This window comes from Nocardia citri (genome assembly GCF_054065835.1).
This window is the reverse complement of the sequence record NZ_JBSUQM010000001.1, coordinates 774624-798602: the sequence shown is the minus strand read 5'-3', so window position 1 is coordinate 798602 and position 23979 is coordinate 774624. Positions and strand designations below refer to the sequence as shown.

General features: G+C 66.5%; 6 protein-coding genes. 1 reads left to right on the top strand and 5 read right to left on the bottom strand.

The genetic code is table 11. The features are described from left to right. Positions 1-430: 430 nt before the first annotated feature. Positions 431-1381 (bottom strand): alpha/beta fold hydrolase, encoded by a 951-nt coding sequence (locus tag ACW2Q0_RS03715; protein ID WP_457186017.1) that lies wholly within the window; start codon positions 1379-1381, stop codon positions 431-433. Between the two features lie 447 nt (positions 1382-1828). On the opposite strand from ACW2Q0_RS03715, the gene ACW2Q0_RS03710 reads away from it, so the two are divergent. Then, entirely contained in the window at positions 1829-2425 is a 597-nt protein-coding gene (locus ACW2Q0_RS03710) for a TetR family transcriptional regulator (protein ID WP_457186015.1), read from the top strand. A gap of 97 nt (positions 2426-2522) precedes the next feature. Here ACW2Q0_RS03710 and ACW2Q0_RS03705 read toward each other — a convergent pair whose 3' ends face one another. The 4 genes from ACW2Q0_RS03705 to ACW2Q0_RS03690 all read right to left on the bottom strand — a co-directional run bounded on the left by ACW2Q0_RS03705 (position 2523) and on the right by ACW2Q0_RS03690 (position 23763). After that, positions 2523-3773 (bottom strand): Nramp family divalent metal transporter, encoded by a 1251-nt coding sequence (locus ACW2Q0_RS03705; protein WP_457186013.1) that lies wholly within the window; start codon positions 3771-3773, stop codon positions 2523-2525. A gap of 210 nt (positions 3774-3983) precedes the next feature. Continuing rightward, entirely contained in the window at positions 3984-5006 is a 1023-nt protein-coding gene (locus tag ACW2Q0_RS03700; protein ID WP_457186132.1) for an alpha/beta hydrolase, read from the bottom strand. A 233-nt stretch (positions 5007-5239) separates the two neighbouring features. Then, positions 5240-15916, bottom strand: coding sequence for an amino acid adenylation domain-containing protein (locus tag ACW2Q0_RS03695; protein WP_457186011.1), 10677 nt, complete (start codon positions 15914-15916; stop codon positions 5240-5242). A 386-nt stretch (positions 15917-16302) separates the two neighbouring features. Beyond that, positions 16303-23763, bottom strand: a complete 7461-nt coding sequence (locus tag ACW2Q0_RS03690) for an amino acid adenylation domain-containing protein (protein WP_457186009.1) — start codon at positions 23761-23763, stop codon at positions 16303-16305. Positions 23764-23979 lie beyond the last annotated feature (216 nt).

Sequence of the window (23979 nt, the reverse complement as noted above, 5' to 3'; positions counted from 1 at the left end):
TCGTGACCGGCTCGACCAGGTCACGGACCGTCCGGAACGGATCATCCTCGCCCATCAGCCATCACCATCCGCCAGCATCCCGGCACCGAGTAACGCGGGTTGACTTCGTCAACGACAGCGTATCCCCGCAGGACGGCGGCGACCGAGCTATCAGGAAGGCGCTTATGGGTTCTGGCAACCCACGGTTTCGAGGGAATCGCACAAGAGGACAGGGCGACGGCCAGCGCCCGACAGCCGGATGACGAACTCCCGGTCACTATCCGCGCAACCCTGCCACCGGACTCGCGCCGGGGCCCGGCCCCGTCCATATCAGTGGGTCACCCACTTTCTTCCCACGAGGAAGCCGCCGTCGGACGCCGCCGCGAGTGGACGCGCCTGCCCGGGTACGTCAGGGGCCCGGACGCGCGCTCGGGCCGCTGGACGGAAGCGGTCAGGAGGTGGCGGGGAAAAAAGAGTTGATCTCGGCCACTACGCGGTCCGGTACTTCGTGGAGGAGATAGTGGCCCGCATCAGGGATGTCGATGCCGGTGGCCTCGGGTGCGGCGTCGTGCAGGGCCGGCAGCATGATCGGGAGGAAACCGGACTGGGTGAGAAGGCGGACCGGAATGGTCAGCGGAGTAGCTTGCAGCGCAGTGTTATCGGCTTCATCCTGGGACCAGACGCGGTACAGCTCGAATCCGGCGTGCAGGACTTGCGGACGGGAGTACACCCGGACACACTCGGCCATCTCGAGATCGGAAACGGGCTCCACGATGCCGGACTTCGACGACTTGAAGAAGTAGGCGAGGTAGGAATGCACCCGATCGGTGACGAGTTCCTCCGCGAGCGGGTTCTGCCGGTTGAAGGAGAAGTGCCACAGCAGCGATTCGAGGGCGGCGGCCTTCAGGTTCTTGCCGGGCAGCACATAGTCCATGAGGAACAGCCCCGATGCCTGCTCGCGGTACTGGGCAGCCAGCGCGTAGGCGACACCCACACCGAAGTCGTGCGCGACGAACTGCACGTTCTCCCGGTAGCCCAAGTGCTCGAGCAGCCGATGAACGTAGGTTGCCAGGACCGTTCTGGCCATCGAAGACGGATTCCCGGTGGAGTCGCCCATGCCCGGGAGATCAACGGCGATAACCGTACGACCGGGCAGCAACGAGTGCATGATCTCGCGGTACACGAACCAGCTGTGCGGCCAGCCGTGCAGCAGCACCATCACCTGCGGGCCGTTACCACCGATGACATAGTGCATCTGCACGTCGTCGATAGTGCTGAAGCCGTGTCGGAAGTCCTTGTTGAACTCGATATCGTCCCTGGTCGCCGTGTCATAACCGGGACTGAGCGACTCCTCCGAGCCCACGGTTTCGGCGGTAAGAGGAGCTCCGGAAGCTGCATTCATAATGGTTTCGTCCTTGCGTAGTGGGATGACAGCCGCGCCATGCGCTCAATTCACGTTCTGGCGATGGGACTGCGCTCGAGCACGGCCTGCTACGAACACAGGGCCGGCTCGACACACGGATAGCCGAGCATGGTCGCGCCTTCACCGGCGTCGGCCAACGACAGGCTGCGATCTTCGCGATGCGATCTACGCGAATCACCCAGTCAGCCATCGGCCCGAGTCCAGGTCGTACCTGCGTGATGTGCTCAGCCATCCGCACAGGCTCGACCATACGACAAACTTGTACTGAGTGCAACTTACGACTGAGTCCATTTATGTACACTCAATCTGAGATGATGAGTCGTGTACCGACGCGAGAGCCCAGCACTGCGCGATCCAAAAACGTCAATGGCGTTCGAATAGAGCACCGCGTTCGGTTCTCTATACTCGGGCCTGGAGGATGAGTCGGTGAACCTGCGTGAACGTAAGAAATTGGCAGCCTGGCGCGCAATCCGGACCGCAGCGCTGCAATTGTTCGACGAGCGAGGGTTCGAGACCGTCAGCGTCGAGGAGATCGCTGCCGCTGTCGGAGTCTCGCGTAGCACCTTCTTCAACTACTTCGCCAGCAAGGAAGCTGCCGTCTTCGATCAGGATCCCGAGGAACGCGATCTCTGGCGAGCGCTGATGGCGGCCCGTCCTGCCGATGAGTCCCTGTGGGACTCACTGGCTGCGATACTGATCGGCTTCAACGAACTCATCGGCGATCGGCTGCCGATGCAGCGACGTTTGCAGGCCCACTCGCCGGCCCTGGCGAAGTCGAGTTGGGACGTTGTCGGCGAACAGTTCCTCTCCGACCTGCGCGCGTGGCTGACATCGCGAGTCCCGGCAGGCGACTCCCTCGCCGCCACTCTGCAACTCAACGTGGCATTCGCGGCGCAGAACACCGCGTACCAGGTGTGGGGCCCGGAGGAGTCCTTCGACGACTACTTACACCAGTTGAAGGAGTGCCTGCACCGAGCACGCCCGATCAGTACCGATCGCCCGATCTCGGCTACCAGCTCTTGACCTGGGTCGGTCGGAGGATCGATCGCTCACACCAGCGGAGCAGGGGCGGTCAGCGCTACGAGCGCTCGAGACCCACAAGGACTTCGGACTTACTCATCTAGTTGCCCGCGACGGTCAGGTAGATCAGGGCCACGTTCAGCAGGCTGATCACGATGCCGACGAGCCAGGCCAGGGCGGTGGTCACCCGGTGGTTGACGTCGGCGCCCATCAGTACGCGGTCGCTGGTGAATCGGACCAGCGGGATCAGCGCGAAGGGGATGCCGAATGACAGCACGACCTGCGAAATGATCAGTGCACGAGTGGGATCGATACCGGCGGCGAGGATCAGGACGGCCGGGATCAGGGTGACCAGCCGCCGGACCAGGAGCGGAATCTTGCGATGCAGCAGCCCCTCCATGATCATCGCCCCGGCATACGCGCCGACCGATGTCGATGCCAGACCGGAGGCCAGCAGGCCGATCGCGAGCAGCAGAGCGGCGATCGGGCCGAGCGCATCGCCGACGGCGGCGTGCGCCCCCTCGAGGGTGTCGACATTCTCGCGGCCGCGCAGGGTGTTCGCGGCCATCAGCAGCATGGCTAGATTGACCGTGCCCGCGAGCACCATGGCGAGTCCGACGTCATATCTGGTGACCCGCAGCAACCGGGCCCGCAGCGGACCGACCTCGGGCTGACCGTGCCGATCGCGGGCCAGTCCGGAATGCAGGTACACCGCGTGCGGCATGACGGTCGCGCCGATCATGGCGGCCGCGAGTAGCACACTCTCGGTGCCCTGGAACCGCGGCAGCAGACCGCCGACTGCGCCGGAGAGCGATGGCGGCGAAATCACCACGCCGGCCAGGAAGCCGATGGCGATGACGGCCAGCAGGCCGGTGATGACCCGTTCGAACGGCTTCTGCCCGCGGCGGTTCTGCACCAGCAACAGCACCATCGAGACCACACCGGTGATAAGCCCGCCGACCAGCAGCGGCAGATCGAACAGCAGCTTCAGCGCGATCGCGCCGCCGACCACCTCGGCTAGGTCGGTGGCCATCGCGACGGTCTCCGCCTGCACCCAATAGGCAAGGCGCACTGGACGACTCGACTTGTAGCGCACCGCCTCCGGTAGCGACATTCCGGTGACCAACCCCAGTTTCGCGGAGAGGAACTGCACCAGTCCGGCCATCACATTGGCCATCACGATGACCCACACGAGCAGGTAGCCGAACTGGGCGCCCGCGCTGATATTCGACGCCACATTGCCGGGATCGACGTAGGCGATGGCCGCTACGAAGGCCGGTCCGAGCAAGGCACCGACGGATCTTGCCCGGGTCGTCGCATTCCGCGCCGACTCGACCAGGGTTGTACTCATGCAACAGAATTTTACGGCTTCCCGAACTTTTTATTTAGCAATATCCATAAAAAGGAACCGCCTGATTGTGCGATAGCGCACAACCGGGCGGTCGGTAGGAACGGCAGCCAACTGCGACATCGGCCGTCTCTCAGCGATGGCAGCGTGCCGCTGAAAGCACCGGGGCCCCGATCCCAACGGATCGGGGCCCCGGTGCTTATGAGGCGGTGCTCAGATGCCAAGGCCCTTGGCCAGGGTGGGCCAGGAGGCGTGCAGCTCGTCGTTCCAGTAGCCCCAGGAGTGGGTTCCGTTGGGCTGGAAGTTGAAGGTGGCGGGGATGCCGAGCGAATCCAGCTTCGTCTTCAGGTTATTGGTGCAGTAGTTGGTGCCCGCCTCGATGACACCACCGATCAGGATCTGGTTGGCCAGACCGCCGGGACCGGGCAGCGTGTACTGACCGTTGAGGGTGTCGTACGGGCCGGGCAGACCGTTGCCGCTCGAGATGTAGAGATCCGTACCGCGCAGACCCTCGGCGTTGATGTAGGGGTCGTTCGCCACCCAGTCCGGCCCACCGACCGGGCCCCACATGTTCTCGACATTGCCGCCGCCCCAGGTCTCGACGGTCAGCTTGACGAACTCGGAGCCGACCGGATCGCTGGTCTGGGCGCAGCCACTGTAGGCCGCAGCGGCCTTGTACAGGCCCGGCTTGGCGATCGGCAGCGCGAGCACGGTGGTGCCCGAGGTGGACAGGCCGGCGATGGCGTTGACGCCGTTGGTGCCGAGCGCGCCGTCGATCAGCGGCGGCAGCTCCTCGGTGAAGAAGGTCTTCCACTTGTTGCGGCCGAGTACCGGATCGTCCTTGATCCAGTCGGTGTAGTAGCTCCACTTGCCGCCGATGGGCTGGACCACATTGACATTCTTGTCGCCGAGGAACTTCAGCGCATCGGTCTTGGCCACCCAGGACGCGCTGTCCTCGCCGCCGCCCGCACCATTGAGCAGATACAGCACCGGACGCGGCACCGAGGCGTCGGCCGGGCGCTGCACGTCGACCGGGAAAGTCCGATCCATGGCCGCGGAGTAGACCTGCAGGCGGATGCTGCGATCGTCCTTGTACTCGGCCTTGGTGATCTTCGAGCCGTCCGGCGCGACCGGGTTCGCCAGCAGCGTCTTCGAATCGATGATCGGATCAGCCGTCGCGGTAGATGCGCCGAAGCCGGATATGACTCCCGCGAATACTGCGGCCGCCGCGATCATCGCCGCTGCACGTGTGCCGCGAGGTCGGATCAGACTACGCATCAATTTCACACCTTCGGTTCGTATCGTGATTACGGGTGGGGCTGCACCTGGCCACGAGCAGGTACCGCGGCCGACCATACGGCCTATTTGGTCGACACGATAGTGGACATCGTTACCGCAATGTTGCTCCATCATGCCCGAGCGGGCGAGCTGTGCTCACGGCCGCCCCGGAATTCGCGCGCCATCGATGATCAACGCACGCGCATCCGCTGACCATGTTCGGCCAGCCCGCCGAGGGCCCGGATCCAGTGTTCGGCGAAGGTCTTGACCTCGTCACCACCGAATACCTCGGCCGCGTAGTCGAAGCGCACGAGCAGGCCGTCGGCCGTGGCGTCGGCGGTGATATCGAGCAGCAGATCCGTGGCCGGTGCGTCGGTGTGCACGCGCGCCGGGCGCAGATCCCGATAGCGCAGCGCGCACCGGCCGGTGGGGAGTGCGCTCAGGGCCGCGGCGGTATCCGGATTGAGATAGCGCAGCAGGCCGTAACCGACACCACCGGACGGCACGGCCCCGGTGAGCCGCTTGACCTGCTCGATCGCGTCGCCCGCCGCGCGAGTTCCGACCAAGGCCTCCTGGATATCGACCCCCTCCAGCCGCAGCGGGAGCGGGTAGTCGGTGGTGAAGGCGCCGACGAGGCTGTAGGTCTCGGCCATGGCTCGGCTATCGGCGTGCAGCCGGACCACCGGGCCGATCGCTTCGGTGACGGTTTCACCCGCAGCGGTAATCTGCGCGATAGCGAGGGCGGTGAGCAGGACTTCGTCGACGCCGGCACCATGTGCGGCGGCCGCGGCTACGACGGCGGCGGTGCCCTCGGTGGTGATCGTCAGCGAGACCCGGCGCCGCGCGCGCAGGTTCGCGTTCGTGGCACCGGCCTTGGCGGCGGCGACGACGCTCAGGGTGTGGTGCCACCACGCCACTTCCTCGATGACCGCCGGGCCGCTAGCGCCCTCGGACAACACCTCGAGCAAGGCGGACAGTCCGGACTCCGGGACGGCGGGGGTGCGGTGCCTGCCGCGCGACCAGGCCAATGACAGCTTGTCGATGATGGTGCGCCAGGACGTGTCGTCCACGACGAGGCCGTTGGCGACGATGACCATGGTCGAGGGCACCTCGCGGCCGCCGACCAGGACGAAGCGGATATTGCGGCCATGGGCCGGATCGAGTTCGGTGGCGACCGCGCGCACCACATCGTCGACCGGCGGCGGTGTCTGGTCGATGCCGTATTCCAGGCCGAGGAAAGCCTCGTCGAGACGGTGCGCCTCGGCCGGGATCTCGAAGACCGGGTCGGTGTCCGCACCGTCACGGTGCAGGCGGGCCCACAGCATCGGATGCTGTTCGAGCACCGTATCGACGGCGAATTGCACCGCTTCCGGTGAAAAATTGGGCGGGATCTCCAGGGTGACGACGCGCAATTCGACACCGGAGTCCAACAGCCGCACGGCATTCGGGGTCAGCGACAGCGGGATGGGGGCGTCTTCGGGTTCGTCGGGGCGGTGCGGGACGGCGAATTCGATCGGATCGTCGTGGATCGGTGCGAAGGGGACGTGCTCGGGTTCGTCGGCGATCTGAGGGTCTTGGGGTTCGTCGGCGATCTCGGATTCGTCGGCGATCTCGGGTTCGTCGTCGTCGAGTTCCAGCACCGGTGCCTCGACCGTGGGCGGCAAGCTCTCGGCCGGTGCCGTGTCCGCGGGCGGTGCAGGAGTATCGATCCGTATCGGGATCAGCACCGATGTCGGGTAATCGTGGTCGAAGGCGGCCGGATCCTCCACCGGTGCCGCGTACTGCTGTCCCTCCGATGCCGCGTACTCGTATTCGATCGGGGCGAATGTCTCGGCTTCGGTCGGCGCCGCAGCCTCCTCGACGGCGGGTGCGGGATGCCCCGCGAGCAGGGTCGCCAGGACCGGTCCGATTTCGGCGAAGGCCGCCGGTGAAGTCATCAGCTCATGGGTCGCCTCGACCCGATGGTCGTTGATTGTGCCGTCGATATACGGCCGCCAGGCCCGGGATTCGGCGGTGTGGCCAGTGGCGCTGAAGAAGTCGAGTGTGCCGTGGAAAACCTTGTGCTGATGGTTGATTCCGAGTTCCACCGAGCGCACCGCGCCACGGTAGCTCTGGCGCAGGCGTTGCGGGGTCAGCAGCGCCAGTTCCGGGGGAATGTTCGCATACAGTATCGCCAGCGCCTCTTCGGTGAGGTTGCGGATATTGGTGTCGCCCAACAGGTCCGGGCCGATGCCGAGCTCGGCGAAGGCCGAGCGCAGCTCTCCCCAGAAGTCGGCGATATTGCCGCCGGTGCGGCTGTCCAGCATGGCCAGCAGCGCGACTTCCGCACCCGCGGACTGCAATTCGACCGCGACCGCGTGGGCCAGCGCACCACCGAGCGACCACCCGAGCAGCCGGTACGGGCCCTCGGGTTGGACCGCGCGGATCTCCTCGACATAGCGTCGCGCTATGGCGTCCAGCGAATCCGGCAGGAAGTCGGATTCGGACAGCGCGGGCGATTGCACACCGAAGATCGGGTGGTCGGCGGGCAGATACTGCGCCAGGCCCGTATAGCACCAGGACAATCCGGCCATCGGATGGATGCAGAACAGCGCCTCACCGGTGCCGTGCCGGATCGGCAGCAGCACGTCGAGCGCGGCCTCGGCATCCAATCCGTATTCGTAGGCGTCGGTTTCGTCGGCGGCCATGATGCGCTGGGTGAGCGCGGCTACGGTCGGATCGGTGAACAACCACTGCACCTGGACCTCGATACCGGTCAGCTCGCGCAGCTTGTATACCGCGCGCACGGCAGCCAGCGAACTGCCACCGAGTGCGAAGAAGTCGTCATCGGAGCCGACGCGGTCGATGCCCGATCTCCGCAGATCCAGCACTTCGGCGTAGACCTCGGCGACCGCCTGTTCCTGCGCGGTCATCGGCGCCAGGTAGGGGCGCGGGGCGAGATCGGGTGCGGGCAGCGCCGCGCGATCGAGCTTGCCGACCGGGGTCACCGGCACCTCGTCGAGTACCACCACCGCCGAAGGCACCATATGTCGCGGCAGGCTGCGCGCGGCCGATTCGGTGAGCGCACCGGTATCGATCGTCCATCCCGCCGCCGCAAGCACATAGGTGACGAGAATCTTGTCGCCCGTCGGGGTTTCCCGACCGATCGTGACGGCGAACTCGACCTCGTCGTGGCCGCTGAATACCGCGTCGATCTCCCCCAATTCGATGCGCAGACCGCGGATCTTGAGCTGGAAGTCCGTGCGACCGAGGTATTCGAGCTCCCACTCGCCCGCTTCGCCGACCCAGCGCACGAGGTCACCCGTGCGGTACAGCCGCGCACCGGGGGGACCCCACGGATCGGCGACGAAACGTTGCGCGGTCAGCGTCGGGCGGTTGTGATAGCCGCGCGCCAGGAGGGTGCCCGCGAGATACAACTCACCGGCCGCGCCAGGCGGCACCGGGCGCAGCCGCGAATCCAGCACCACCATCGGCGTTCCCGGGATCGGGCCACCGATGGTGACGCGCCCTCCGGCGATCAGCTCGCTCCAGGACGCGGCCACCGTGGCCTCGGTCGGGCCGTAGCCGTTGATGAAGTGCCGTCCCGGCTGCCATGTGGCGACCAGCTCGGGCGGGGTGGAATCGCCACCGCAACACAGGAATCGGAATTCGTCCAATCCCCGCGGATCGACGGTGCCGAGCACGGCCGGGGTGAAGATCGCGTGTGTGACCCGCTCGGTGCGCAGCAGCGCGGTCAGCTCCGGTCCGCCGAGGATGGTGGACGGCACGATGACCAGCGTCGCCCCGTTGTGGAAGGTGCACAGCCACTCCAGAATCGACGGATCGAAACTCGGCGAGCACAGATGTAGGAACCGATGCTGCGGTCCGAGCTGGAACACCGTGCTCGCCTGCGCGACGGCACCGCCGATGCCGACATGGGTCACGGTGACGCCCTTGGGTGTGCCCGTCGAGCCGGAAGTGTAGATGACATACGCCGGATGCTGCGGCAGCAGCGTCGCCAGCCGCTCGGCATCGGTGATCGGCGCTGGCGACTGGCCGGCCACGGCCGCGTGGATCGCGGGATCGTCGAGCTGGAGCCAGCTGGTTTCGGCCGACTCCTCGGGCAGCCGCTCGGTATAGGTGGAGGTGGTGATGCCGAGGACGGCACCGGAATCGATCACCATGTGCCGGATCCGGTCCGCTGGATAGGTCGGGTCGATCGGCACATGTGCGCCACCGGTCTTGGCGACCGCCCAGAAGGCCGCGACCATCTCCAGGGAACGCGGGAAGGCGAGTGCGACAAGGGTCTCGGGTCCGACACCGCGATCGATCAGCACCCGAGCCAGCCGCGAGGAGTATTCGTCCAGTTCGCGGTAGGAGATCGAGCGACCGGCGGTCCGCACCGCGACGTGTTCGGGATCGACGCTGACCGCGCTGGTCAGCAGGTCCGGCAGCAGCCGGACGGCGGGCGCCGTGCCGCGCCGCACCGGAGTCAAGGCCTGCTCTTCGGCCGCGCCGAGTAGCGATAGGTCGCCGATCGCCGCGTCGGGGCGTGCGACGATCTCGGTGAGCAGCCGGGTGAACCGGGCGGCGAACGTCTCGATCGTCTTGTCGTCGAACAGATCCCGCGCGAAGTTGAACTCGCCGCGCAGGCTGTCCTCGGTGGTGCCTGGAGCCCACATGGTCAGTGCGAGATCGAATTTCGCGGTGTCGACGGCGAAATCGACAGTGTCCACCCGCAATCCGGGCAGTTCAAAGGTGCTGGCGGGAAGGTTCAGGTACGACATCGACACCTGGAACAGCGGGTGCCGCGTGGTCGAGCGCGGTGGATTCAGCAGTTCGACCAATCGCTCGAACGGCAGGTCGGCATGCGAAAATGCCTGCAGGTCGGTCTCTTTGGCATCAGCCAGCAGCTCACCGAAGGTGCGGTCGCCGGGTACGCGCAGCCGCAGCACCAGGGTATTGACGAACATGCCGATCATGTCGTCGAGTTCGGCCGCGCCGCGACCGGCGACCGTAGTGCCGATGGCGATATCGTCGGTGCCGGACATGCGCGCCAGGAACACCGACAGCGCAGCGTGCACCACCATGAACATGGTGACGTTGTGTCGGCGGGCCAGACGCGCCAGGCCGGTGTGCACCAGCGGGTCGATCTCGAATTCGGTGCGCCCGCCCGTGAAGGTCCGCAGCGCCGGACGTGGCCGGTCCGCGGGCAGGTTCAGTTCATCGGGCAGATCGGCCAGCGCGCTCCGCCAGTACCGGGCCTGGGCCGAGATCAAGCTGTCCGGATCGTCCTCGGAGCCGAGCACAGTGCGCTGCCAGACAGTGAAATCCGCGTACTGCACCGGCAGCGGCGCCCAGCCGGGCAGCTCACCGGCGCTGCGGGCGGAGTAGGCCAGCATGACGTCGCGGACCAGCGGTGCCATCGACCAGCCGTCGGCGCCGATGTGATGGGCGACGAATACCAGGATGTGGTCACCGGAATCGAGCCGGAACAGGGTGGCGCGGAAGGGCACCTCGACGGTGACGTCGAAGCCCGCCGCGAGGATCTGGCGTACCTGCTCCAGCGCATCCGATTCCGCGATCGGAATCGGGACCAGATCGATCGGCACCTCGCTGGGTGCGAGCACTTCCTGCACCGGCCCGTCGGCGGTCTGCGGGTAGACGGTGCGCAGCACCTCGTGCCGCGCCACCACATCCTCGACCGCCGAACCCAATGCGGCGATATCGAGTTCGCCGGAAAGCCGGATCGCCACCGGTATGTGATAGGCCGCCGAGCCGGGATCGAACTGGTTGATGAACCACATCCGCAGCTGCGCCGACGATAGCGGGACCTGCTTCGGGCGCAGCCCGGCCAGCAGCGGCTGTCGCCGACCGGCACCGGCATGGGTTTCGACCTCGGCGGCGAGGCCGGCCACGGTCGGTGTCTCGAATATCGAGCGCACCAGCACCTTGGTATCCAGTGCGTCGCCGACCCGGGCCACCACCTGTGTCGCCAGCAGCGAGTTTCCGCCCACGGCGAAGAAATCGTCGTCGCGGCCGACGCGCTCGATGCCGAGCACATCGCCGAATACACCGGCCACGATCTCCTCGACCGGTGTTGCGGGCGCGCGAAAGACCTGGGTCTCGAACTCCGGCTCGGGCAGCGCGGCGCGATCCAGCTTGCCATTCGCATTGCGCGGCAAGGCCGTCAGTATGACGAACGCGTTGGGCATCATGTACGACGGCAGCACCTCGGCCAGCGCCGCCTTCAGTTCGGCGGCCGCCACCGGGGTTGCCCCGTCGGCCGGTACGACATACGCAACCAGCCGATCGCCGATGCGCGCATCGGATGCGACTCCCACCGCGGCCTGCGCGACGTCGGGTCGGGCCAGCAGCGCGGTCTCGATCTCGCCGGGTTCGATGCGGAAACCGCGGATTTTCACCTGGAAATCGGTGCGGCCGTGGTACTCCAGTTCACCGTGCTCGTTCCAGGACACCAGGTCGCCGGTGCGGTACATGCGGGCGCCGGATTCGAAGGGGTTGGCCACGAACCGTTCCGCCGTGAGATCGGTCCGCCCGAAGTAGCCGCGTGCCAATTGCGCACCGGCCAGATACAACTCGCCGGATACGCCGACCGGCACCGGTCGCAGACGCGAATCCAGGACGTAGACCTGGCTGTTCCACTCCGGCGTACCGATCGGCACCGCGAACCTGTCGGCGTCGGTGACCCGATGGTTGGTGATCGAGACCGCGGCCTCGGTCGGGCCGTACAGATTGCACAGCTGCGCGCCATTGCCCTGGCGGAATCGCTGTGCGGTGGTAGCCGGTAGCGTCTCGCCGATGGCCAGCACCCGCCGCAGCGAGCGGGACAGCTGACCTATCGACAGCGCGTCCAGCATCGATGGCACGACATGCAGGGTCGTCACCGACTCGCGCGCCATCAGCTCGTTCAGATAGGCCGGATCCCGATGACCATCCGGCGCGGCGATGACCACAGTGCCACCGCATACCGCCGCCGTCCAGAACTCCCAGACCGACAGGTCGAAGGTGGCCACCGTCTTGAGCAGCAGCACATCATCGGCGCCGAGACCGAATTCGGCTCTCGCCCAGAGCAACTGGTTGACGATCGCGCCGTGCGGAACCGCCACCCCCTTCGGCTGCCCGGTCGAACCCGAGGTGTAGATGACATAGGCGGTATTCCCCGGCAGCAGCGCACCGCGGCGTTCGGGCGCGGTGAGCGGGGCGTCCGAGTAGTTCGACAGGTCGAGCTCATCGATCGTCACGGAATTGACGGCGTCGCTGTGCAAGCCGTCGTACACGCAGGTGAGCAGGCAGAGCGGTCGCGCGGTCCGCAGGATGTGCTCGACGCGTTCGGTGGGTTGATCGGGATCGATGGGCACATACGCCGCACCGGATTTCGCCACCGCGTACATGGCGACGACCAGATCGACGGACCGTCCGATGCCCAAGGCCACCCGGTCCTCCGGGCGCACGCCGCGCTCGATCAGGTACCGCGCCAGCCGATTCACCCGCGCGTCGAGTTCGGCATAGCTGAGCTTGCGCCCTGGCTGATCGGCTACCACCGCCACCGCATCCGGCGTGGCGGCCACCGTCGCATCCAGCAGCGATACCAGCGTCGCCGTCGCATCGATCGGGTGCGCGGTGTCGTTCCAGTCCGCCAGAATCCGCGCATTCTCCGCGCCGGTGAGCAGTTCGATCTCGCCGACCCGCACCGACACATCGGCGAGCACGGCATCGAGTACCCGCACGAACCGGTTGGTGAACTCGCGCACCGTCGACTCGTCGAACAGGTCGGTGGCATAGCCGAAGTCGGCCACCATCCCGGCGGGCGCCCCGTCGTCGGTGTAGTGGTCGGCCAGCGAGATGTGCAGATCCGTCTTGGCCAGCTGCAGTTCGATATCGACCGTGGCGACCGATAGTCCGGGCAGCTCCAAGGTGGTTTCGGCCAGGTTCTGGAAGGATAGACCCACCTGGAACAGCGGATTGCGGGCGATCGAGCGAACCGGATTCAGCGCCTCGACAACGCGCTCGAAGGGCACATCGGCATGGGCGAAGGCCTCGAGATCGCGCTCGCGCACATCGGCGAGCAGCGCGGCGAAGGTATCGTCGGGCCGCACCCGGGTCCGGAACACCAGCGTGTTGACGAACATGCCGATCAGATCGTCGAGTTCGCGCTCACCACGTCCGGCGATGGGGGTGCCGACCGCGATATCGTCGGCGCCCGACAGCCGTGCCAGCAGCACCGCTAGCGCCGCGTGCACGACCATGAACAGCGAGGCGTGATTGGCCCGCGCCAGTGCATGCAGTCGCGCGTGCCGCTGCGCCGAGATCTCGAACCGCACCGATTTGCCCTGGAACGATTGAGCCGGTGGACGCGGACGGTCGGTCGGCAGCTCCAACTGGTCGGGCAACCCGGCCAGGGTCCGCCGCCAGTAGGCGATCTGCCGGGCGGCAGGCGATTGCGGATCGTCCTCGTCGCCGAGGACCTCGCGTTCCCACAGCGCGTAGTCGGCGTACTGCACCGGCAGCGGCTGCCATAGCGGTGCCTGCCCGTGTGCTCGCGCGGCATAGGCCACCATGAGGTCGCGGGCGAGCGGGCCCATTGATGCGCCATCGGCCGCGACATGGTGCACGGTCAACGCGATCACGTGCTCGCGCGGTGCCAGGCGCAACAGCGCGATCGCGACCGGAACCTCGACGGTGACATCGAAGGTCAGCACGGCGAATTCGGTGATCCGCCGCACCAGTTCGTCCTCGGTCACGTCGACCGGCACCATGGCGAACCGCGTCTGCGGCACCGGATGAATGACCTGATGCGGCCGACCGTTGCTGCTCGGATAGGTGGTTCGCAGTATCTCGTGCCTGGACAGCACATCACCGATGGCCAGCCCGAGCGCCGTCGTGTCGAGGTCACCGGTGAGCCGCACGGCGAGCGGAATATTGTCCACCGCCGAGGTCTCGGTATCGAACTGGTTGAGAAACCAATATCGCTGCTGGGCCAGCGACAGCGGAATCGACTCGGGCCGCTCCCGGGCTATCAGCCGCGGTCGACTCCGGCCGGATCCGGCGGTGCGTTCCACCACCGCGGCGAAGGCGGCGACCGTCGGAGCGTGGAACAGATCGCGGACCGCCAGCTGGGTATCCAGCGCGGCATCCAGCCGCGCGGTCACCTGGGTGGCCAGCAGCGAATTGCCGCCGAGTTCGAAGAAGTCGTCGTCGAGGCCGACGCGCGCGACGCCCAGCACATCGCCGAAGGTGCCCGCGACGATCTCCTCGACCGGCGTCGCGGGGGCGCGGAAGACCTTGGTCTCGAATACCGGCGCGGGCAGCGCCTTGCGGTCCAGTTTGCCCGTCGGTGTCAGTGGCACCCGGTCCAGCACCGTAATGCTCGCGGGCACCATATGTGCGGGCAGTTTCCGCTCTACCAGGGCCTTCAGTTCCGCCATATCGACGCCGCGCCCGTCGACGGGGTGCACATATGAGGCCAATACCGAGGTGCCGCTGTCGAGTTCGTGCCCGATGGTGACGGCGAAATCCACGCGATCGTATGCGCCGAGTACCGCGTCGATTTCGGTGAGTTCGATGCGGAAGCCGCGGATCTTCACCTGGGAGTCATTGCGGCCGAGGTATTCCAGTTCACCGGTCGCGGTCCAGCGCACCAGATCGCCGGTGCGATAGAGCCGGGTGCCCGGTTCGAAGGGATTGGCCACGAATCGGCTCGCGGTCAGCGCCCGCTGTCCCAGATAACCGCGTGCCAGTTGCGCACCGGTGACATACAGTTCGCCGACCACCCGGTTCGGTACCGGCACCAGCCGATCATTGAGCACATACGCGGCGACGCCGTGGATCGGCGGACCGAGGGTCACCGGCTCCCACGGCACCATCGGCGCGGTGATATTGGTGGCGATGGTGGCCTCGGTCGGACCGTAGGCATCGAAGAATTCGCGCAGCAGCCCACCGGCGATCGGTAATACCCAGCGCCGCACCAACTGCGGCGGACAGGCCTCACCACCGGTCACTACGACCCGCAGCTCGTCGAGTCCGGTGGGCTCCACCGAGGCCAGGGCCGCGGGCGTCACGAAGGCGTGGGTCACCCGCTCGCGCCGCAGCACCGCGGCCAGTTCCGCACCGCCGTAGACGCTCGGCGCTACCACCACCATGGTGGCCGCGCCACCCAACGCCAAGAGCAGTTCCAGCACCGACGCGTCGAACGACGGTGAGGCGAAATGCAGTGTCCGGGCGGCACTCGTCACCCGGTATCGGGTTCGCTGCTCATCGCAGAAACCGGATAAGCCCTGGTGGGTGACCATCACGCCCTTGGGGACGCCGGTCGATCCCGAGGTGTAGATGACGTAGGCGGGATGTGCGCCGTGCAGTGCTCGCACCCGATCCTGATTGGTCACCCGGTCCGCCGGATACCGTTGCAGCAGTTGCGCGGTGATCGGATCGTCGATCAATAGCCATTCAGAGTAATTGGGAAGACGGCGGCGGACCGGGGTCACGGTCAGGCCGAAGCTCACACTGGAGTCGGTCAGCATGTGCGCGACCCGATCCGCCGGATAATGCGGGTCCACCGGCACGAATCCGGCGCCGGTCTTGGCCACCGCCCACACCGCGAGCACCGAATCCACCGACCGCGGCACGGCCACCGCGACCAGATCCTCCGGTCCGACACCACGATCGATGAGCAGCCGGGCCAGCCTGGTCGAACGCTCATCCAACTCGGCGTAGGTCAGTCCCACGGAAGTGACGTCGGCATCGGCGAATACGACGGCGCGCCCGCCTGGATTCGCCTCGACGGCGGCCGCCATCAACTGCGGCAGGGTGGTGACACGCGTCCGCTGCCCCCGCGTTCGTGTCGGTCGCACCCGAGCTTGACCCGTCACCTGCGCACCGCTTCCTCATGCCGACGTTGTGCAACCACCCGAAACATGAAGGAGCTCACCTATCCTGTAATCCCTGAAACTGCTCCCCTCCCAGCGCGATGCTCAGCAGCATCGCATGGTCAGACGCCGACCGTTACCAAAATGGTCGCTTGTTCACGCCGACGGTCTACCAGTTTTCCCCGCCCTATCGCAACCGCTGCGGGGTTCGAGCAGTTCAGCAAGCCGGGGACCGATCTCGGCCAACGCTTCGGCAGAGGTCATCAGCTCGTGCGTCGCCCCGATCGGGCGATCGATGATCTCATCGGATACGAAAGGTCGCCAGTCGGCGGGTTGGGGTCGGCTCGGGCCTCGGCATCGACCGTCGCTGAAGAAACTCGAGCGCAAGATCAGCTCGCGTCGTGGACTCCCACCAATGCACCGAGGTCGACGACAACGGGGACGGCGCCGAATTCCGTTGCGGGCGAACCATCATCGAGCACCACCGCGTGTAGATCCGCCAACCCCGTCACCTCGACCGGACCGAGACCGAACCGGTCGATGAACAGATGCGTTACCCATTCGTCGGCCAAGAATGCCGATAGTGTGACGTTATCCAGTTCACCGGCGGTCACCACCACCGACGCGCCGTTCTCACCGGCCGCGACCACCTCCAGCAGCGCCGCCGCCGAATCGGCGCGACCGTACCGGAACAGCCGGGACTCGAAGGTGAGTTCGGTGCGTGCGCGCAATCGCTTGGTGGCGACGGAAATATCGTTGTAGGACAACGTAACCGCGGCGACGAAGGCCGGATCCTCACCGCGCAGCGCCTGAGTCCGGTTCGCGTAGGTCACCGGGCGCGACGATTCGGCGGCGATCTCGGCGAGCATATCCGGATCGTCGAGAGCCAGCCAGTCGATGCTGTCTGCACCCGCCCCGCCGGCTCCCATCCCGCGACTTCCATAGCCGGGCCGTGCACCGGTGGTCAGTCCGACCTTGACCTCGAGGCCAACCGGTAGCAGTCCGTCGTCGGAGGTCACCGGGGTCAAGGCGGCACCGGCCTTGAGCACCGCCCAGGTGGCGATCACCGCGTCCACACCGCGATCGAGCCGGATCGCGACACCGGTGCGTGGACCGCAACCGCGGCTGATCAGCACCCGGGCCAGTCGCGAGGACCGCGCGTCGAGATCCTGGAAGGAGATCGCGTCCTCGCCGAACACCACCGCGGGTCCGTCCGGGTCGTCCTCCACCGCGGCGACCAGCGCCTGGGTCAGCACCACACCGCTGATGACCGGCACGCCGTCGACGGCCGGCTCCGGCGCGCTCTCCGGCGCGACCACTGTGCGATCGCGTTCAGCGGCATCGAGGATATCGATATCGCCCACGCTGACCTGCGGGTCCGCGACGACCGCGGTGCAGATCCGGGTCAGCCTACGGCCGAATGCCTGCACCGTCGATGCGTCGAAAAGGTCTGTCGCGTAATTGAATACCGCGACCAGCTCGGCGGGCGCACCGTCCGCGCCATGCCGCGGCTCGAAGGTCAGCTGCAGATCGAATTTGGCCGCGACCGCACCGGTATCCAGTGCGGTGACCGTCAGACCGGGCAGTTCCAGCTTCGGCTGCTCGAGATTGTCGAACGACAGCACCACCTGGAACAGCGGGTTGTGCGCGGTCGCGCGATTCGGCAGCACCACCTCGACCACCCGCTCGAACGGGATATCGGCATTGCCGAAGGCCGACAGGTCGATCTCGCGAACATGTTCGACGAGCGCGTCGAAGGTGGTCCCCGATTCGGTCGTGGTGCGCAGCGCCAAGGTATTGACGAACATGCCGACCAGATCGTCGAGCGCGCGTTCACCGCGGCCCGCGATGGGAGTGCCGATCGTGATATCCGAACTGCCCGACAAGCGCGCCAACAGTACCGCGACAGCCGCGTGCACAACCATGAACAGCGACGAATTGTGTTCGCGGGCGATGCGAATCAGTCCGGCGTGCACCTCGGACGAGAGGGTGCAGGCGGTCGCCGCACCGCGCATGGACGGCACGACCGGGCGTGGCCGGTCCAGCGGCAGTTCGAACGCGCCGCAGTGTCCCGCCAGCTGGTCGCGCCAATAGGCCAATTGCTGTGCGGCGACGGAGTTCTCGTCGTCATCGGCGCCGATGACCTCGCGCTGCCAGATCGCGAAATCGGCGTACTGCACCTCGAGCGGCGTCCAGGTCGGGACGTCACCGGCACAGCGTGCGGCGTAGGCGAGCATCAGGTCACGGGCCAGCGGGGCCATCGAGGCACCGTCGGCCGAAATGTGGTGCACCACCAGGGCGAGCAGATGACGGTCGGGAGTATCGCCGCGCAGCAGTACGCCGCGCACCGGAACCTCCCGGTTCACATCGAATCCGGTCGACATCAGCTCGGTGATACGCATGGCGGGATCGGCGTTCGATTCGACCACGAGCCCGCCCGGCCACGCCTCGGCGACCGGCAGAATCTCCTGGTATGGCAGCCCACCCGGAGCCGACGGGTAGCGGGTGCGCAGCGCCTCATGCCGCTCGAGCACATCGGCGACCGCATCACGCAGCGCCTGCACATCGAGCGCACCGGTCAGGCCGATGCCGAGCGGGATGTTGTAGGCCGCCGAGCGGGTATCGAACTGGTTGAGCACCCACATGCGCTGCTGTGCCAGCGACAGCGGCACCCGATCCGGGCGCGCCGCCGGCACCAGCGGCGCCCGGGTTCCATTCGAGGAGCCGGGGACGATGCGCGCGGCCAGCGCTGAAACGGTCGAGGTCTCGAACAATTGGCGCACCGAGACATCGGCGTCCAACGCCTCGTTGATCCGGCTGACCGCCTTGGTGGCCAGCAGCGAATTACCGCCGAGGCCGAAGAAGTCGTCGTCCAGGCCGACATCGCGGACGCCGAGCAGTCCGGCGAATACCCCGGCGACCGCCTGTTCGATGGGGGTTTGCGGGGCGCGGTAGGCGGCGCTGCCGACGAATTCCGGTGCGGGCAGCGCCTTTCGGTCCAGCTTGCCGTTCGGGGTCAGCGGCAGCGCGTCCAGTACGACGATCGCGTCCGGAACCATATAGCTGATCAGGAATTCGGCGACCGTGCTACGCAGCTGCGGGCCGTCGACCTGCGAATCCGGCTCGGCCACAACATATCCGACCAAACGGTCACCGGCGTGCTCGTCGGAGTGTACGAGCACGACCGCCCGGCTCACCCCGGCACAGCGCAGCAGTGCCGATTCGATCTCACCGAGTTCGATGCGGAAGCCACGCAGTTGCACCTGCTGGTCACTGCGCCCGGCGTATTCCAGATTCGCATGGCCCGCGAAACCGGCCCAGCGGCCGAGGTCGCCCGTGCGATACATGCGAGATCCTGGTGCCCCGTACGGATTCGCGACGAAACGTGTCGCGGCCAGTCCGGGCCGCCCCAGGTAGCCGCGGGACAGCTGCGCCCCGCTGACGTAGATCTCGCCCGCCACCCCGACCGGAGCCGGATGCAGCCGGTCGTCGAGTACATAGCTCTCCAGACCTGGCAGAGCGCGGCCGATGGCGCTGGCCGGATTCTCGGCGAGCTGCTCATCCAAGGCCAGGAACGACACGTGCACCGTGGTTTCGGTGATGCCGTACATATTGACCAGCCACGGCGCGTGGCAGGCGTGCCGCTCGTACCAGCGCCGCAGCTGCCGCAAATCCAGTGCCTCACCACCGAATACCACATAGCGCAGCGCGAATTTGCCCTGATCGCCCGCATGGGAGGCGCGATCGGCCTCGGCGAGCTGATAGAACGCCGACGGCGTCTGGTTCAGCACCGTGACCTGTTCGCGAATCAGCAAGTCGCGCAACTGTTCCGGGGAGCGGGAAGTCAGATAGTCGACGACGACCACGGTGCCGCCGTTGGCAAGTGCACACCACAGTTCCCATACCGAGAAGTCGAAGGCGAAGGAGTGGAACAGCGTCCACACATCGGTCTCGTCGAATTCGAACATCAACTGGGTGTTGGCGAACAGCTCCACCACATTTCGGTGTGAGACGCCGACACCCTTCGGGACACCCGTGGAGCCCGAGGTGTAGATGAGGTAGGCCAGGTTGTCCGGACGCAGCCGGGACGTGCGCTCGATATCGGTGATCGGCGATTCGCCGAAGCCCGCGGTCTCGTCCAGCAGCACCACCGCGACATCCGTCGGCGGAATATCGCCGAGCAGATCGGAGGTGGTCAGCACGCAGCTCGGCTGCGCGTCGGTGAGCATGAACTCGAGTCGCCGCGCCGGATAGGTGATGTCGATCGGCAGATATCCGGCACCGGCGGTGAGCACGCCGAGCAGTGCGATGGGCAGTTGCTCGGACCGCCCGACGGCGACGGCGACCAGCGCTTCCGGCCCCGCACCGCGCGCCATCAGCGCCCTCGCCACCTGGTTCGCGCGCCGCTGCAATTCACCGAAGCTGACTGCTATATCACCGAATCGGACGGCGATCGCATCCGGACGGCGGCGCGCCTGCGCCTGGATAAGATCGACCAGTGTCACATCGGGCACCTCAGCTCCGGCCGAATTCCATTCGTGCAGTACCAGATCGCGTTCGCGGGGGGCCAGCAGATCGATATCGCCCAGTACGGCATCGGAGTCGGCCGCCACGGCGGACAGCACCCGCAGGAACCGATCGGCGAAGTCCTGCACGGTGGCGGACTCGAACAGGTCGGTGGCGTAGGTGAAGGTCGCCGTCATGCCCGGTGTGGCGGTGTCTGATTCGCGGCGCTCCCGGTGCCCTCCGTGGTTACGCTCCGCTACCGCCTCCGGGCCCGTCGCTCGCGCCGCGGGGTCTGATTCCGCGATCTCGAGCTGCAGATCGAATTTGGCGACCGGCACCGCGTGTTCCACCGCCGAGACCGTCAGACCCGGCAGTTCCAGTTCGGTGCGCGCCAGATTCTGGAAGACCAGCATTACCTGGAACAGCGGATGCCGTGCGGCCGAGCGCACCGGATCGAGCAGTTCGACCAGCCGCTCGAACGGCACGTCGGCATGACCGAAGGCCGCGACATCGACCTTGCGCACCGCGCGCAGCAACTCCTCGAAGGTCATGGCGGGATCGATCTCGGTCCGCAGCACCAGGGTGTTGACGAACATGCCGATCAGATCGTCCAGCGCCGCCTCACCGCGACCAGCCACCGCGGTGCCGATCGCGATATCTCGGGTGCCCGAGAGCCGGGCCAGCAGCACCGCGAGCGCCGCGTGCACGACCATGAATAGCGTCGAATTATGCTCGTGCGCAAGCTGTTCGAGGCGTGCGTGAGTCTCGGCATCGACATCGACGGTGACAATGGCACCGGTGTTGGATGCGGTGCTCGGCCGCGGTCGATCCGCGGGCAGATCCAATTGCTCCGGCAGCGCGGCCAATTCGTTGCGCCAGAATTCGATCTGCTGAGCGAAGACCGATTCCGGGTCGTATTCGCTGCCGAGGGTTTCGCGCTGCCACATGGTGTAGTCGGCGTATTGCACGGCCAGCGGCGGCCATTCGGGCCGTCCGCCGCGCACCCGATCGGAGTAGGCCGCCATCAGATCGCGGGCCAGCGGACCGAGCGAGAAACCGTCCGCCGCGATATGGTGCACCACGCACACCAGCACGTATTCGGATTCGTCCAGCTGGAACAGCCGCAGGCGCACGGGCGCCGTGCCCGTCACATCGAATCCGGCCAGCATCTCGGCACTGATCAGATCGAAAAGTTCCGGTGTCGTCGCGAAAGTCACCGGCAGTTCCGGCACCGCGCGCAGATCGGCGACGGGCAGGACGACCTGGCAGCCCTCGCCATCGATATCCGGATAGATGGTACGCAGGACCTCGTGCCGCTCGGTCAGATCGCGCGCCGCCGCGCGCAGTGCGTCGATATCCAGTCGCCCGGACAGTCGCACGGCGAGCGGAATATTGTTGACCGCGCTGGCCGCATCGAAGCGGTTGAGGAACCACATTCGCTGCTGCGCGTAGGACAGCGGAATCCGATCGGGCCGGAGCTGGGCGCGCAGCGTCCGGCCGTCGGCCGAACCCGCGTGCTGCTCGACCCGTTCGGCCAGTACGGATACCTTCGATGCCTCGAAGATCAGCTGCACCGGCACCCGGATATCGAGTGCGAAACCGATGCGCGCGGCGGCCTGGGTGGCCAGCAGCGAATTGCCGCCGAGTTCGAAGAAGTCGTCGTCGGCGCCGACGCGTGCGTCCGTCTTACCGCCGAGCAGCAGCGCCGCGAAGACATCGGCGATGATCTCCTCGACCGGTGTCGCGGGGGCACGGAACCGACGTGCGGCGAAGACCGGTTCGGGCAGTGCCGCCCGGTCCAGCTTGCCCACCGGGGTCAGCGGTAACTCGTGCAACACCGTGATGACGGCCGGAATCATGTAGTCCGGCAACGATTCTCCGATATGCGCGGCGAGCTGACCGGTGTCGAGCGTGGCACCCTCGCGCGGCAGCACATAGGTGACCAGGGCGGTGGTGCCCGAGGGCAGCGTCTTACCCAATGTGGCCGCGAAGTCGACATCCGGATGGGTGGTGAGCGCGTTATCGATCTCGCCGAGTTCGATGCGCAGACCGCGGATCTTGACCTGCAAGTCCGACCGGCCCAGATACTCCAGGTCGCCGGTTTCGTTGCGCCGCACCAGATCTCCGGTGCGATACAGGCGCGCCCCCGGGCTGTCGGTGTCCGCGCCGAACGGGCTGGCGACGAAGCGTTGCGCGGTCAGCTCTGGTCGATCGAGATAGCCTTGTGCGAGCACCGCACCCGAGACATAGAGCTCACCGACGACACCGGCGGGCACCGGGCGCAGCCGCGCGTCGAGAACGAAGGCGCCGACGCCCGCGACGGCGGAGCCGATGGTGACGGGTTCACCGGGGCGCAGGGCGTCGGTGCTGGTGACCATGACGGTCGCCTCGCTCGGCCCATAGGCATTGAATACCGATCGGCCGCTATCGGCCCAGCGCGCCACCAATTCCGCAGGCAGGCGGTCCCCGCCCGCCACCACGACCTGCAGGTCATGGAGATCGGCGGTATCGAGGGATTCCAGCGCACCCGGTGTGATCAGCAGATGGGTGACCTGCTCGCGGCGTAGCAGCTCCGCTAGTTCGGCGCCGCCGAATACTTTCGGCGGTGCGATGACCAGCGTCGCGCCCACCGAGAAGGTGAACAGCGTCTCCATCATCGAGAAGTCGAAACTGGGCGAACTCAGGTGGGAGACACGGGAATCCGCGTCGATCAGATAGTGCTCGCCGATCGCCGCCAGCCCCGCCAGACCCGTGTGGGTGACCGCGACACCTTTCGGCTTGCCGGTTGAGCCCGAGGTGTAGATGACGTAGGCCGGATGATTCTCATCGACCACGCGCACGCGATCGGCATAGGAGACGGGGTGATCGGGCCGGGCGGCGATGCGCTGCGCCACCACTGGATCATCCATTTCGATCCAATAGGCCGAGGTACCGAGCTTGGGCCGATGCGCCGAGGTGGTCAGGCCGTGCGCTGCACCCGAATCGGTGACGATGTGCTTGATCCGGTCCGCCGGATAGTTCGGGTCGACCGGAACATAGGCCGCACCGGTCTTCGCTATCGCCCACAGCGCGATGATCGATTCGACCGAGCGGGTGATCCCCATCGCGACGTAGTCGCCCGCGCCGATCCCGCGGTCGATCAACTCGCGCGCCACCCGGGAAGAGATGGCATCGAGTTCGCGATAGGTGAGTTCACGCTGATCCGCCGGATCACCGGTCGGGTTGAATCGCAGGGCGATCGACGTGGCGGCGGACTCCACCGCGGCGGTCAGCAACTGGGCGAACAGTGGGCTGCCCGACCTGCGGCGACGGCTCCCACGGGCAGAACGACGGGCAGTATCCATTCGAGTGTGTTCACCTCTCGAGTCGAGCCAGGACCTGCCACCTACCCTCTGACGAGGGCACTCAGCACCGGGGCCGACCCATCATAAAGCCTGCGGCATGCACAGTTACGCCTCCGCCGAAACGGAAGCGGACGTCACAACTGTGTATCGGTCGCAGACGGTCGATGTTGCGTTGCACCCCGACTCGGTGAACTACATCACAAAGAAACACCTTCA

Excerpts from the sequence above, each read along its gene's own strand:
- ACW2Q0_RS03715 (WP_457186017.1), bottom strand. The coding sequence starts at position 1,381 with ATGAATGCAGCTTCCGGAGCTCCTCTTACCGCCGAAACCGTGGGCTCG.
- ACW2Q0_RS03705 (WP_457186013.1), bottom strand. The coding sequence starts at position 3,773 with ATGAGTACAACCCTGGTCGAGTCGGCGCGGAATGCGACGACCCGGGCA.
- ACW2Q0_RS03700 (WP_457186132.1), bottom strand. The coding sequence starts at position 5,006 with ATGATCGCGGCGGCCGCAGTATTCGCGGGAGTCATATCCGGCTTCGGC.
- ACW2Q0_RS03690 (WP_457186009.1), bottom strand. The coding sequence starts at position 23,763 with ATGGATACTGCCCGTCGTTCTGCCCGTGGGAGCCGTCGCCGCAGGTCG.